This is a genomic window from Mesorhizobium sp. M0772 (assembly GCF_040320135.1).
In the GTDB taxonomy this organism is placed as follows: Bacteria; Pseudomonadota; Alphaproteobacteria; order Rhizobiales; family Rhizobiaceae; genus Mesorhizobium.
In genome coordinates this window covers 45,528-58,316 of record NZ_JAMYPB010000013.1, presented here as the reverse complement: position 1 = coordinate 58,316, position 12,789 = coordinate 45,528, and the positions used below count along the sequence as shown (strand labels likewise).

At 61.3% G+C, this 12,789-nt stretch carries 13 protein-coding genes; 10 read left to right on the top strand and 3 right to left on the bottom strand.

The window, feature by feature from the left end:
- Positions 1–41: 41 nt before the first annotated feature.
- Positions 42–1,490 carry an NAD-dependent succinate-semialdehyde dehydrogenase gene (locus NKI06_RS11810; RefSeq protein ID WP_352985435.1) on the top strand — a complete coding sequence of 483 codons (1,449 nt, stop codon included), beginning with the start codon at positions 42–44 and terminating at the stop codon, positions 1,488–1,490.
- The gene (locus NKI06_RS11805) at positions 1,487–2,314 is read left to right on the top strand and encodes an alpha/beta hydrolase (RefSeq protein WP_023686898.1); all 828 of its coding nucleotides are present in this window, start codon (positions 1,487–1,489) and stop codon (positions 2,312–2,314) included. Before NKI06_RS11810 ends, NKI06_RS11805 begins: the two co-directional genes overlap by 4 nt.
- A gap of 333 nt (positions 2,315–2,647) precedes the next feature.
- Here NKI06_RS11805 and NKI06_RS11800 read toward each other — a convergent pair whose 3' ends face one another.
- Positions 2,648–3,544: an NAD(P)/FAD-dependent oxidoreductase gene (locus NKI06_RS11800; protein WP_023686896.1), complete on the bottom strand. Its 897-nt coding sequence runs from the start codon at positions 3,542–3,544 to the stop codon at positions 2,648–2,650.
- A 129-nt stretch (positions 3,545–3,673) separates the two neighbouring features.
- Here NKI06_RS11800 and NKI06_RS11795 point away from each other — a divergent pair, with 129 nt between their 5' ends.
- From NKI06_RS11795 to NKI06_RS11785, 3 genes are all read left to right on the top strand, one after another.
- Entirely contained in the window at positions 3,674–4,303 is a 630-nt protein-coding gene (locus tag NKI06_RS11795) for a TetR/AcrR family transcriptional regulator (RefSeq protein ID WP_023827952.1), read from the top strand.
- Between the two features lie 538 nt (positions 4,304–4,841).
- On the top strand, positions 4,842–6,017 hold the full coding sequence (locus tag NKI06_RS11790; protein ID WP_023682758.1) for a zinc-dependent alcohol dehydrogenase: 1,176 nt from the start codon (positions 4,842–4,844) through the stop codon (positions 6,015–6,017).
- A 10-nt stretch (positions 6,018–6,027) separates the two neighbouring features.
- On the top strand, positions 6,028–6,576 hold the full coding sequence (locus NKI06_RS11785; protein ID WP_031199265.1) for a hypothetical protein: 549 nt from the start codon (positions 6,028–6,030) through the stop codon (positions 6,574–6,576).
- A gap of 255 nt (positions 6,577–6,831) precedes the next feature.
- Here the strand turns inward: NKI06_RS11785 and NKI06_RS11780 are convergent, their stop codons facing one another.
- Entirely contained in the window at positions 6,832–7,056 is a 225-nt protein-coding gene (locus NKI06_RS11780) for a hypothetical protein (RefSeq protein WP_155922421.1), read from the bottom strand.
- A 1,140-nt stretch (positions 7,057–8,196) separates the two neighbouring features.
- On the opposite strand from NKI06_RS11780, the gene NKI06_RS11775 reads away from it, so the two are divergent.
- The 3 genes from NKI06_RS11775 to NKI06_RS11765 all read left to right on the top strand — a co-directional run bounded on the left by NKI06_RS11775 (position 8,197) and on the right by NKI06_RS11765 (position 10,217).
- On the top strand, positions 8,197–8,454 hold the full coding sequence (locus NKI06_RS11775) for a hypothetical protein (protein WP_352985374.1): 258 nt from the start codon (positions 8,197–8,199) through the stop codon (positions 8,452–8,454).
- A 514-nt stretch (positions 8,455–8,968) separates the two neighbouring features.
- Positions 8,969–9,196, top strand: coding sequence for a hypothetical protein (locus NKI06_RS11770; RefSeq protein ID WP_210165020.1), 228 nt, complete (start codon positions 8,969–8,971; stop codon positions 9,194–9,196).
- Positions 9,197–9,617: 421 nt separating this feature from the next.
- Positions 9,618–10,217 (top strand): calcium-binding protein, encoded by a 600-nt coding sequence (locus NKI06_RS11765; protein ID WP_031202542.1) that lies wholly within the window; start codon positions 9,618–9,620, stop codon positions 10,215–10,217.
- Positions 10,218–10,417: 200 nt separating this feature from the next.
- Here the strand turns inward: NKI06_RS11765 and NKI06_RS11760 are convergent, their stop codons facing one another.
- Positions 10,418–10,582: a hypothetical protein gene (locus NKI06_RS11760; protein ID WP_023667766.1), complete on the bottom strand. Its 165-nt coding sequence runs from the start codon at positions 10,580–10,582 to the stop codon at positions 10,418–10,420.
- A gap of 1,009 nt (positions 10,583–11,591) precedes the next feature.
- Between NKI06_RS11760 and NKI06_RS11755 the strand changes: the two genes are divergently transcribed.
- Positions 11,592–12,251, top strand: a complete 660-nt coding sequence (locus NKI06_RS11755; protein WP_023686888.1) for a L,D-transpeptidase — start codon at positions 11,592–11,594, stop codon at positions 12,249–12,251.
- A 10-nt stretch (positions 12,252–12,261) separates the two neighbouring features.
- Positions 12,262–12,774 carry an OmpA family protein gene (locus tag NKI06_RS11750; RefSeq protein WP_023686887.1) on the top strand — a complete coding sequence of 171 codons (513 nt, stop codon included), beginning with the start codon at positions 12,262–12,264 and terminating at the stop codon, positions 12,772–12,774.
- The last annotated feature ends 15 nt before the right edge of the window (positions 12,775–12,789 follow it).

Sequence of the window (12,789 nt, the reverse complement as noted above, 5' to 3'; positions counted from 1 at the left end):
CAATGAACATTGCCGCAGGCATATCCGACGAGGATCAAGATATGTTCGACTACGCCACGGTCTCGCACGGTCTCTACATTGGCGGACGCTGGCGGCCCTCATCGGAGGGCCGCGTGATCGAAGTGGTCGATCCCTCGGCTGAAGCCGTGATCGCTGCGGTTCCCGATGCAACGCTCACTGATGCCGCCGCCGCCGTCGACGCTGCCGCGAAGGCGGCGGCCGGCTGGCGCGAGACCCCGCCACGCAGGCGATCGGAAATCCTGCGGCGCTGCTTCGAACTGATGACCGAACGGGCGGAGACGTTGGCCGCGCTGATCTCGCTGGAGAACGGCAAGGCGCTGCGCGATGCGCGCGGCGAAGTCGCCTATGCGGCGGAATTCTTTCGCTGGAACGCCGAGGAAGCGGTCCGCATCAACGGCGAGTTCGGCCTTGCACCCTCGGGCGCGAACCGGATCATTGTCGACTACCAGCCCATCGGCATTTGCGTGCTCATCACGCCATGGAATTTCCCAGCCGCCATGGCGACACGTAAAATCGCTCCGGCGCTGGCGGCCGGCTGTACGGTGATCCTGAAGCCCGCCAGCGAGACACCGCTGACGGCCTATGCGCTTGCGGCGCTCTACGAGGAAGCCGGCGTGCCGCCCGGCGTCGTCAACGTCCTGACGACCTCGACCCCCGGACCGGTGACGGCGGCCATGCTGGCCGATCCGCGCGTGCGAAAGCTGTCCTTCACCGGCTCGACCGGCGTCGGCCGCGTGCTGCTGGCCGAAGCCGCAAAGCACGTCATTTCCTGTTCCATGGAGCTTGGCGGCAACGCACCCTTCATCGTCTTCGACGACGCCGACCTGGAAGCAGCCCTCGACGGTGCGATGGTTGCCAAGATGCGCAACGCCGGCGAAGCCTGCACGGCCGCCAACCGGCTTTACGTCCAGGCCGGCATCCATGATGCTTTCGCGGAAGGCTTGAGCAAACGCATGGCGGCACTCAACGTGGGCCCGGGCACAGACTCAGACACAGAATGCGGGCCGATGATCACCAGGAAGGCTGTGCACAAGATCGACCGGCTTGTGCAGGACGCCGTTGCCCGCGGCGCCAAAATCCTGTGTGGTGGCGGCGTATCTGAAGGCAGAGGCTTTTTCTATCCGCCAACGGTGCTCAAGGACGTGCCGGCCGACGTTGCCATGGCTCACGAGGAGATCTTCGGTCCCGTGGCGCCGATCAGTCGCTTCGACAGCGAGGCGGAGGTCATCGCCAAGGCCAACGACACAGAATACGGTCTCGCGGCCTACATCTACACGCGCGACCTGGCCAGAGGAATGCGCGTGGCATCAAAGATCGAGTCGGGCATGATCGCGCTCAACCGCGGCCTGATGTCGGATCCGGCGGCGCCCTTCGGCGGAGTCAAGCAAAGCGGGTTGGGGCGAGAAGGCGGCCAGAAGCATGGCGTTGCCGAGTTCATGGAGGCCAAGTACATCGCCGTGACCCTGTGAGCGGACATCCCGCCAAAGATCCGTTTCGCATTCGCGATCATGTGGTCGAGTTCGACGACATGGTCGCCGAGATCGTTCGCAGAAGCGAGGAGACCAGGGCGAACGTTCCCATGGTCGCCGATGTCGCCTACGGGGCTGACGCCACCGAAACCATGGATCTGTTCTTTCCCGAGGGCAAACGGGACCGCCTGCCGGTGCACATGTTCATCCACGGGGGCTATTGGCGCATGTTCTCCAAGCGCGACTATTCCTACGTCGCCGAGACCGTTACGAACGCAGGCGCGATCGCGGTCATTGTCGACTACGCGCTGATGCCGACCGTCAGGATGGCCAGGATCGTCGACCAGGTGCGCCGCGCCAAGCGATGGGTATTTGACAATGTCGCACACCATGGCGGCAATCCCGGCCTGCTGACCGTTAGCGGTCATTCCGCCGGTGCGCATCTGGCAACAATGCTTTTCGACGGTGACGAGCGGCCTTCCGGCATCAAAGCTGCGCTGCTGCTTGGCGGCCTTTACGACCTGAAGCCATTGCAGATGTCGTTCCTTGCCGCGGAGATCGCGATCACCGACGAGGAGGCCCGCCGATTCTCGCCGATCGACCACAGTTTCGATCCATCCGTGGGCGTAGATATCTCGGTCGGCGCCGATGAAACGCCGCCGTTCCACAGCCAGGCCGCACTCTTCACGGACCACCTTGACACACAGGGACTGACTGTTTCGTGCACCACCCTTGGTGGGGCCAATCACATGAGCAGCGTCCGTGACCTTGGCTTGGCTGGTACCGAGGCCGCGTCACTGCTGGCCCGCGTCGTGGCCGCCTGAGACTTCCGCCAGAAGCGCTGCTGGGCGCGACCGTTCTTCAAAGTAGCGTCGCAGCATCGAGGTGCCGACAGCGGTGGCAAATCTTCCGCCACCGGTCGCCATACCGTAAGCCCGCCGGCGATGTCGACGTCGACGTGGTTCATGCTTTCCAGCGTGATTGAGCTTGATAACCGATGTCGGCGATCGCCGTCATGCAGGCAGCCCAGTTGAGTTCTCAAGGCTGGCCGGCCAAAGACGCCCTTCAGCGGAGAGCGGGCCGACGTTCCGCAACACCGGCCCGCAACCTTCAGAATATGATAGCCCGCGGCACCCCGGAGAAGGGAATCTGCGCTCTCACACCAGCATCGACTGCTGGGCGAAGATGCCCGCCGTCGCGCCGTGCGATATTGCCAGGGTGACCGATGGCGGCGTGAGGGGGTTGGCGAGGTCGCCCGCGGCGTAGATGCCGGGCATGCTGGTTTCGCGGCGCTCGTCGACCTTGAGGATTACGCCGAGGGGCGTATCGACCGTGGCGAGGCCCAGTGATTCATGCAGGCTTGCGGACGGCTTGTTGCGCGGATGCGCGAACAGGATGTCGACCGCGACCTTGGGGCCGGTATCGAGCTTGACGGTGGCGTTATGCCCCCCGTGATGGGCGATCTCGCTGATCCGGCCGTCGACGACAGGTATGTTGCGGCGCGCCAGACCGGCCCGGATATCGGGCGGAATGTCGTGACCATCAGCGAAGACCGTCAACCTGTCGGTCCAATCGTGGAACAGCCTGACCTGATTCGTCGACTGTGGGCCGGACCAGACGAGGCCCCAATGCTGGCCGGCGACTTCAAAGCCGTCGCAATAGGGGCAGGGCACGATGGACGTGCCCCAACCTTCGGCAAAGCCCGGAACATCAGGCATCTGGTCGGCGACGCCATAGCTCAGGATCAGCCGGCGCGCGCCGAGGCTTCCGCCATCGCCAGTGAGGACGGAGAAATCGTCGATGGCCCCGGAGAGGCTGTCGGCCCGGGCATTGACCAGCTTGATCGTGGGATAGCGCGCCAGCTGCCGCCGCGCCTCGGCCAGGATGTCCAGCGGTGGCTTGTGATCGTGGCCGAGCAGGCCATGCGAGTGGCCGGCGAAGCGGTTGCGCGGCAGGCCGGTATCGAGAACGGTGACCTTACGGCGGGCACGGCCGAGTTGCAGGGCGCCGGCGAGACCGGCAAAGCTGCCGCCGATGATGATGACGTCATCCATGATGGGCTCCGTGTTGTGGATGAGGGGCTGGTTGGACCTGGTTGAAACCTACCCATCGGCTTGCGCATTTCAGAAACTACATGGTATCGTAATCCGAGAATTTGGATACTGTCAAGGACTGGAATTGTCGTGACCGAAAATAGCCAGGGCCGGCGCGGCCGGCCCGCCAACGAGGCGCTTGGCCAAACGATACTCGACGCTGCGTCCGAACTCTTTGTGGAATTGGGTTTTCAAGCGACCACATTGGACAAGGTCGCCCAGCGGGCGAAGATATCCAAGCTCAGCATCTATCGGCATTTCGAGAACAAGGAGGCGCTGTTCAGCGCGGCCATCTCGGCCGGCTGCCATCAGTTGTTTGCGCCACTGGCCCTTCTTGAAGGCGTCGGCGGTTCGGTCGAAGATCAGCTCATGGCGGTGGGATCATCCCTGCTTCGGACGCTGTTGAGATCAGACGTCCGCAGTGTCGAAGCCATGGTCATGGCCGACCAGACGAATCCAAGGTCGTTAAGCAAGCTCCATTTCGAAGCCGGCCCCGCCCATGTCATCGCCCAAATCGAGGTCCTGTTGCGTCAGTTGCACGCGAAGGCGGTTCTGAACGTGCCCGATCCTCTCCGGTCCGCCCGCTTGTTTGCCGCGCTTTTCAAAGGATCCGATCTTTTGATTATCGCACGCTTCGATGAGGCGAGAGCGGCGGACGACAACGAAATCGAATCCTATTGCCGGTCGGCCGTCGCCATGTTCATGGCTGCGCACGGCTAGCAGTCTGCCCTGCCCGCTAATCATTGTATTCTGCGAAATACTCCGCTAGAGCCGCCGTCGCGATGGCGCCCATCCACCTCGTGTCGATCGCGTCGGGGTCGGACTGCGCGCCCGCCGGTGAGCGGCATCTCCTACCTGCTCCGGTCACACAGCGCTGACCCTTGAGCGCCTCCGCCGACCTGTGAGGGCGAGGAAGAGAATGCCGGTTATGGCCGCGAGAATCGAGCAGATGAGGTGTCGATCGCCGCGAAGGGACACCTGCGGACGGAACGTTTTTGGTACACTTGAGTACGTCCATTCGTGGGTCGGGCTCCAGCGGCTCGTGCCCGACGCGCCCCGGGGAAGGCCGCTGGTGCCCGCGACAGATCCTTCCAAGGTGCGGGTCTGGAACGGCCCAAAAATTCTCTCGAGCTCCCGGAACATCGGTCCGCCCCTGTGGTTCGACAAGCAGCGGCACAGTCGATCCAACCAGGCATCGGCCCGCTTAGGACAGGCGCGAGGTCCCTACCCACAGATCTTGCGAAAATAGGAGCAAGCTATGCGAGCGTTGGTCTGGCACGGCAAGGAAGACATACGCTGCGATCAGGTTTCGGACCCGGAAATTGAGGATGAACGTGACGCGATCATCAAGGTGACGAGTTGTGCCATATGCGGCTCCGACCTTCACCTCTACCACAACTATGTGCCAGCCATGCTGCCCGGCGACATCATGGGCCACGAGATGATGGGAGAGGTCGTTGAGGTCGGCAAGGGCGTCAACGGCGCTCTGAAGGAGGGAGACCGCATCGTCGTGCCGTTCACCATAATCTGCGGTGAGTGCGACCAGTGCAAGCGACAGAACTTTTCGGTTTGCGAACGCACAAACCGCAAGAAGAATCTCGGTGACAAGGTGTTCGGGCACACCACCGCGGGTCTGTTCGGCTACACTCATTTGACCGGCGGCTATCCCGGGGGACAGGCGGAATACATGCGTGTGCCGTTCGCCGATGCCACGCACGTAAAGGTGCCTGACAGCCTTACCGACGAGCAGGTTCTCTTCCTCGGCGATATTTTTCCTACCGGATGGCAGGCGGCGGCACAGTGCGACATTGAGCCCACCGATACGGTTGCGGTGTGGGGCTGCGGCCCAGTCGGGCAGATGGCCATACGCAGCGCCCTGCTGCTCGGCGCCAAACAGGTGGTGGCGATCGATTGCCTGCCGGAACGGCTTTCCATGGCCGCGGCCGGCGGCGCCATCGCCATCAATTTCGCCGAGGAAAGTGTCGTCGAACGACTGCGGGAACTCACCGGCGGAAAGGGCCCGGAGAAGTGCATCGATTGCGTCGGCATGGAAAGCCACGTCTCGCTGGCCCAGCCCGATACCGTCTACGATCGCGCAAAGCAGTTGATGCTGATGGAAAATGATCGACCGCACGTTCTGCGTGAGATGATCTATGTCTGCCGGCCGGCCGGCGTGATCTCGATCCCCGGCGTCTACAGCGGGCTGGTCGACAAGATTCCGATGGGACAGGCAATGAACAAGGGGCTCACCTTCCGAATGGGGCAGACCCATGTCAACCGTTGGACCGAGGATCTGTTGCGCCGCATCGAAGATGGCCAGATCGACCCATCCTTCGTCATCACCCATACCGTGGGGCTCGAGCAGGGACCCGAGATGTACAAGGTGTTTCGCGACAAGCAGGACAGTTGCATCAAGGTTGTACTGAAACCGTAGGGAAATCGTCATGAACGTGATTGCCAAACTTACCAACATCACCCGATCGCCTGGCGATCCCAAAGTGCTGAAGACTGGGCAGAGTGCGGTCGCGGCCTCCGATGGCCTTGCCCGCAAGCTCGGCTGGTTCAGCATCGCGCTTGGCGTCGCCGAGCTGGTTGGCGCCGAACGGATTGCCGGCGCGCTCGGCATGCGCGGCAAGGAAGATCTGATCCGCGCTTATGGGGCGCGGGAAATAAGCAGCGGCATACTCTCGCTTTCAGTGGACAAGCAGGCCGGGCTTTGGAGCCGGGTGGCCGGCGACGGCCTGGATATCGCGACATTGCTGACAGCATATCGGCATGGCAACCCAAAGCGCGATAATGTAGGCCTTGCGCTTGCCATGGTCGCCGGCATCACATTGCTCGACATCATCGGTGCGAAAAGCGTGACCGCGCGCCACTCTCGGAGCAGGACCAAGCCACGCGACTACAGCGATCGAAGCGGCTTTCCCGGAGGCACTGCCGCAGCCCGCGACCGCGCCCGCTCGCAGCGCAGCCAGGAGGCCGGCGCAGCCTGATAGAGATTTCCGAACCCTGGCGCCATGCGACCTGGACAGGTGGCATCTCGTCGGGCCCTAACGCCAGAGGTGGTTGCTCTCGGCGAGCCGACTTTGCTGGAACAGAGTGGACCGTCGAGTGGCCGTTCTCGCCGTCCCCTGGATCACCGCCGCGCATGGTTGTGTGGCCGGTGCGTTAAAGGCAGGAAGCAAGCAGCGATGCGACCAGGCGTCTAGCCTTCCATGTCTCTTACCTTGGCCAGGTTCCGGCGATCCTCAGGCCGAGCCGCGTTCGGGAAGCTCGGTCTCTTCCGCCACCCCTTTCCGCAGGTCTCGGCGCAAGCGTTCCGCTTCGTCGGAATTATTATCGTCGTCTGTCCGCTCGAGTTCGCGATCGATTGTCTCGCGCGACCCCTCTGCCGGATCCTGTTGCGGAGATGTGTTCGGGCCGGTTTCGATCTTGCCGTCGCCGGGAACGGTGCGGTCGCGAGACTTCGTCATCTTCAGCTTCCCTTTCATCTGTCATCTGCCTCGGCATCTCCGATGGCATGAATTTTGGCCGCTTCCCTGCCGAACCGGATCGTCGACGCTTTGTTCCGGGAAAGCCCCCCGCAGGTTCGTGCTGGTCGGCCCCGGGGCATTGGTCGATGCCCTTGCCGGGAAGCATCCTATGCCAACGAGGTCGGCGGCAGCCTCATCAATGTCGTTATCAACATATGGGCTGTGAAGGCGTTTTCGGCCCGGACACGCGAGCACGCCAGGCTCGCGGCGAGTTTTCGAACCGAAGCAGATGCGCAGCGTAACAACTGGATGTATACGGAAAAGGCTGGCTCATCCACGACATCGCGCTTTCGGTAATGGCCGGCGGCATGCTCGCCTGGGCGGTCCGGCAGCTGGTAGCGAACTGGTCATAGGCCTTTGCAAAGCCGCGTCGATGAAGCGGGTGCGGTAGCGCTGGTCGGTGTAGCGTCGAGGCATCTGTCAATCGGAGACAAGCGCGACCACTTTTGGGACCTCACTGTTTTTTCCACCGGGACTCGACATCTCACTATCATAGTTGATTGTGGCTGCCGGTGACCCTGCGTAATGGATAGCCATTCCAACTCTCCAACAGGAAAACGGTATGTTGTATCCGGGTCGGTTTTTGGGGCCAAGCGAGATTGAGATGCTCGCCCAGGTTTGTCACACGGTCTGCAAAGAGCGCGCCCTACCTCTTGCTTCGCAGAACGGAGAGCGCATAGCTGCCCATATACTCAGGCTGTTTATGAATGGCTTGATTGAGCAGAATGAACTGCTCGATGCTGAGAGGAACTGGGCTCTTCGGCTTGACCGTTCGGTCCAGCAGACGATGTCAACTACGCGCACATGAGAGGCCGCGGGACCCAGTTTGGTTCTTACAGCCGAACACCCGCCGCTATCTGAGATATGTTGCGGGGTTTTCTTCGCCGCGGAGTGATCCGATACAGTGCGCGGAAATCATGGCAATCCTGTTCGCAGTGATTCTATTGAGCGTAGTCGCAGTCCCATTCTTGGTCGTCGGAAAGCCGCCAAGGCCAGTTGGGAACAAACCTGACGTTTAAGCGTTTGTAGAGCCCTTCCACCGGGCAACTCACCGAAATGCTTCTTGCCGTGCATGATGCGATGTCGACGGCCGTTTTGGCGGGCAGGAGCGCCAATGCGGAAAAAGTAGGCGTGGTCGACCTCACCAACAAAGCTGAGGTCGACATCGGCATCACCAGCTTGGGAAGAGCCATCCAGTTCGTGGCCAACGCCTCGGTGCTTGGATACGACATTCGCGGCGCCATGGTCTTCTATGGCGCGCCCGGCACCCCGAGCCTAAGGGCGAGAGAGTGCGAGCGCTTGTGGGCGCAGTTTGGCGGCGCGCTTCTACAGCCGTAGCTCCATCAGGACGTTCGCCCCGCCCGTTCTTGGTATGAACGCGTACGGAACTGAGGCGCTACCCAGCCGCAGCGGGAATGGCTCAGTGGTAGCTCTAGCTGGCGACCGCACTAAGCAGCTTTTCGGTGATGGGCTTTGAGCGGCTGAGCCAGCGTGAGAACGTTCGGCCGCATATCTGCCGGTGCCTGCTTTCATGTGACTGGGCGGGGCTATTGGGGAGCCGTGTTGACCGCTGGCCCTTAGCCGAGGGAAGCACAGTACGGCAACCTCGCTCTTTGCTGGCTAACATCCTTCCGCTCTCAGGGACCGGACCATGCGCACAACAACAGGGTCATACGGTTTCTTTTCGGATTTCCGATAATTCATTGTGAAAAGCGCAGCACGCTGGTTGCAGACCATAATTGCACGGACGTAGCGAATCTCGCCATTCTTGACCCCGGAGTAGCTGGCCCATTTCGGGGCTAGGCGCCGATAGGTCAGTCGCCAACCGGCCTTTTTCGTCCTCGATCATGCGATGTTCAATCTCGGCGCGAAAACTTGCTTTGCCCAGTCGCGCGCCCCAAACGACCAGAAACGCGTCTCTTGGGCCCTGAAAAGCCGCGCCCTGCTCCGAATTCTGGGTCAGGACGAAATTCGGAGGAATATCGAAACTAAAGCCAAGCTGTCGGACGCCGAAGGGCTGCCACGCCTCGGCCTGAAGCAACGTGGTCCAAAAGAGAAAAACTGTAAGTCCCAGCAGTAGGCGTCGCATTGCTCTGATTTAGCGCTGGCTAACATCGTGTCCAGACGGACAGAGGTCCGTGACATAAAAAATATGCTTCATGGCCGCGCAGCATATGGACGCGGGATTCGCGATTGACGGCGTGCGGTCGAAACGGCTTCCGTCCCACGAAAGGAGAGGACGCAGAGGGAATTGGTGCGTCGGTATGATCGATTGGCAGAAAATTGGCGAGGCCGAATGTCCAACGTTCATTGCCCGCAAAAATGGGCGCCGGCTTCCTCTTGTGCCTAGGGAAGAAGAGCCGAATTATTCCCTGGCGGAGACCCTGATCTACCTCAGACGGGGCATGCCTCAGTAACTTCGCCGTGACCTGATCCCTTCGGGGAACAATCACATCGAGCTCCAGTTTGGCCTTCAAGCGAAAGCACTGATGGAGCATGCCATGAGATTTCCACACAGCAAGACGGCCGCGGCCGCCGTTTTCATTGCCCTGACCTCCCCCGCACTCGCCCAGACAAGCGGAACACCATCACCCTCGACACCTGCACCCGCTCCGGCAACCGAACCGCCGACCGCCGGACAGTTGCCGGATGCGACCGGACAAGCGGATGCACCAACACGCGAAATGATCCGCCAGATGGTTGAGCAAGCTGTCCGGGAGAGACTGCAGCAGGATCGCGGTTCCGAAGAAGGTTTCCGCGAGGAAGATAGTCGCAACTATCAAGGCGATCGCAACGAGGGTGCTGACCGCCACGATGAAGATGGCGGCCGTTGGCAGAACCACGGTGGCCGCGATCGTGGACACAGAATGGCTGGACGCTGGCATCATCAGCTGATGCGCAGTGCCGGCATGCGACTGATGTTCGGGCTGTTGGACACCGATGGCGACGGATCGGTTTCCGAGGACGAGGTTCAACGCGCGGTGGGCAGGATGTTCAGTAGCATTGACGAGAATGGTGACGGCAAGATCGATGCGGACGAGATCCAGTCCTTCATGCATGGCTCCAGCATGCATGGCACTGATAGCGAGGACACGCCGTAGCTGCCTTCAAAGTGAATGCCCTCCCTCGGACAAAGCGGGCGCGTGGCGGCCGATCCCGAAGAGGTGTCTCTTGGCTGTTAGGCGCCCGGCCAGCACCCTTTAGGCTTGAGCTATTCCCGCAGTCCCGCGAGACGCCAGCCGTGAAAAAAAAAGGCTTCGCATTGCTGATCGAGGAACGATCGAAGCCGACCAACGCAAGGTCACTCGGGCGCTCGGTCTTCCAGCAGAACGAAGGATGCGGCGATCAAGTCGTCGCCATTGATACGTCCTTGGCTGTCCTCCAACATAGTTGCAACCTTGTGGAAGGCCATCATTTCACCCGCGTCAATCTGCGCTTCACGCATCTTGGCTGTGAGATCAGCCACGCGATTTCCTAACGAATGTGATTTTGCAGTCTCGCAATTCGACATGATTAGTCATCCTTTGCCTTGGGGTTTCACGCTGCCGAACGCAATGCTTCAGCGGATGTTCCGAATTTGGCCATCAGTCTTATGGGATAGGACTTGCGTCTGATTGCGGTTGGAAGAAGCCCGAACGGCGGAACACGCAGCCGGACGCCGAATTGGAAACCCACCGTCGATCGAAGTCCCTTGTCGCCGGTTGAGATCCCGCATCTTCACTGTCGAGAGGGTGGCGGGATCACCTTCCGAGGAGCGAGCGCATATGAGGTAATAGATATTTGGCAGATGTACTCACGGCCATCCTGCTCGCTTCTTTTGTCTGCGCATGTTCATTCTTTTCGGGAAACCCCATCTCTCCAACAACACGCAACAACCGCGTTGCTACCCACGATTGATGCGATGACAACTGCATCAACAAAGCAAAGCCTCTTCGCCTAAGGTGCGATTGCCGCGGGCTTTTCGACTTGAAGGTCGTCCAACGCGCCCGGTCGTCAGGCCATGGCGTTCAGCGGGAGCCAGGTAGACTCATCGCGAAAATCCCGCAGCGAGGCATGTCGCAAGTCCTCCTCGCCGCGTGCGGATACTGGAATCCGCCTGGCTCGTTGTGACAGGCATGCGAAGATGAGTGTCGGCGCATGGACGCGGAAAAACCCGCCAGCGTGAGCCAGCGGGCCTTGTGATGGGATGGCCCGCGCGTGCGGTCAAGGCTGCGCGGGCCGACCATGATGAATGAGGGGACATCTTGGTCACCGGCACGACCGATGAAGAACGAGCCGGGTGTGACAAAACACCCTTGGAGCGAGGATGTTCCCGTCCGCACAAAAAAGCCCGCCGGCGTGAGCCGGCGGGCAATCGCTATTTTGCCGTCAAGCGGACAGACCGCTTGCGGCCCACCCACTGCAGCATTTTTCCACTTTGAGCCGAAATCATTCTCAACTATGGTTCGCCAGGCTTAAGGCATGGGGGATTGCCGATGGTTTTATCACGCAGGGGTGTCGTGCTCGGCGGTCTGGCGCTGGTCGCGGTCGGTGGAACCGGCAATATTGTTCAAGCCGCGGCGGCAAAATCCTTTTTCGCCGGTACCGCCAGCGATAACGATTTCGTCTATCGCAAGACCAACTTCGCCAAGATCGACAAGAGATGGCATCGCCAGATCGTCAAGTATTTCAGCAGCGAGCCGGTCGGCACCGTCGTGGTCGATACCCGCCACCACTTCCTCTACCTCATCATGGAAAACAAGACTGCCATCCGCTACGGCGTCGGCGTCGGCAAGGAAGGCTTCAAATGGTACGGCCGCGCGACGATCGATCGCCGCGCGCTGTGGCCGCAATGGGTCCCGCCCCCCGAAATGCGTGAGCGCAAACCGGACTTACCGCCCATGATCGCAGGCGGCGCGTCCAACAATCCGCTCGGGCCGCGCGCGCTCTATCTGTACCGCGACGGCGCCGACATCGGCTACCGCCTGCATGGCACGCTGGAGCCATGGAGCATCGGCACCGACGCTTCCAGCGGCTGCATCCGCATGTTCCCCGAAGACATCATCGACCTCTACCAGCGGTGCCCGATCGGCACCGCGGTGGAGGTCCTGCCGCACATCGCCGACCAGGCGCCCGCTTCCACCACTGTCGAATGATTGGCGCATCATGAACCGCATGATTGAAAACACGTGCCGGCTGCTCGCAGCCGGCCTGCTGGTTGTGGCCGCATCCTGCTCGACCAGCAACACGCTGGCCCCGTCCACGCCCGACGTCACCAACGCCGAGATTGCCGGCTTCCAGAACGTGCAGCCGGGAAGCGAGGAGGATTTTATCCTCAATGTCGGCCGCCGCACCTATTTCACGAAAGGTTCGGCCGCGCTCGATTCTGTCGCCAAGGCCACCCTCGACACCCAGATCGCCTGGTTGACAAAGCATCCGCGCTGGCTGCTCAAGCTGCAGGGTTTCGCCGACGATCCCGGCGCAAGCGAAACGGCGCTGTCGCAGCAGCGCGCCGATGCGGTGATGGACTACCTCGCCGCCGGCGGCATAGACCGGAACCGCATGTGGGCCAAGGGCTACGGCAAGGACAGGCTCGTCCGCGACTGCCCCGACTCCGCCTGCAGGTCGCAGAACCGCCGCGTTGTGTCTAATTTGCGCGACGAGAGGGACGAGTCGTAGAGGCTGCTGTTTTGC

Coding starts and splice junctions, on each gene's coding strand:
- NKI06_RS11790 (WP_023682758.1), top strand. CDS start 4,842: ATGCGAGCGTTGGTCTGGCACGGCAAGGAAGACATACGCTGCGATCAG.
- NKI06_RS11755 (WP_023686888.1), top strand. CDS start 11,592: ATGGTTTTATCACGCAGGGGTGTCGTGCTCGGCGGTCTGGCGCTGGTC.
- NKI06_RS11770 (WP_210165020.1), top strand. CDS start 8,969: ATGTTCAATCTCGGCGCGAAAACTTGCTTTGCCCAGTCGCGCGCCCCA.
- NKI06_RS11785 (WP_031199265.1), top strand. CDS start 6,028: ATGAACGTGATTGCCAAACTTACCAACATCACCCGATCGCCTGGCGAT.
- NKI06_RS11810 (WP_352985435.1), top strand. CDS start 42: ATGTTCGACTACGCCACGGTCTCGCACGGTCTCTACATTGGCGGACGC.
- NKI06_RS11750 (WP_023686887.1), top strand. CDS start 12,262: ATGAACCGCATGATTGAAAACACGTGCCGGCTGCTCGCAGCCGGCCTG.
- NKI06_RS11765 (WP_031202542.1), top strand. CDS start 9,618: ATGAGATTTCCACACAGCAAGACGGCCGCGGCCGCCGTTTTCATTGCC.
- NKI06_RS11780 (WP_155922421.1), bottom strand. CDS start 7,056: ATGACGAAGTCTCGCGACCGCACCGTTCCCGGCGACGGCAAGATCGAA.
- NKI06_RS11775 (WP_352985374.1), top strand. CDS start 8,197: ATGTCGACGGCCGTTTTGGCGGGCAGGAGCGCCAATGCGGAAAAAGTA.
- NKI06_RS11800 (WP_023686896.1), bottom strand. CDS start 3,544: ATGGATGACGTCATCATCATCGGCGGCAGCTTTGCCGGTCTCGCCGGC.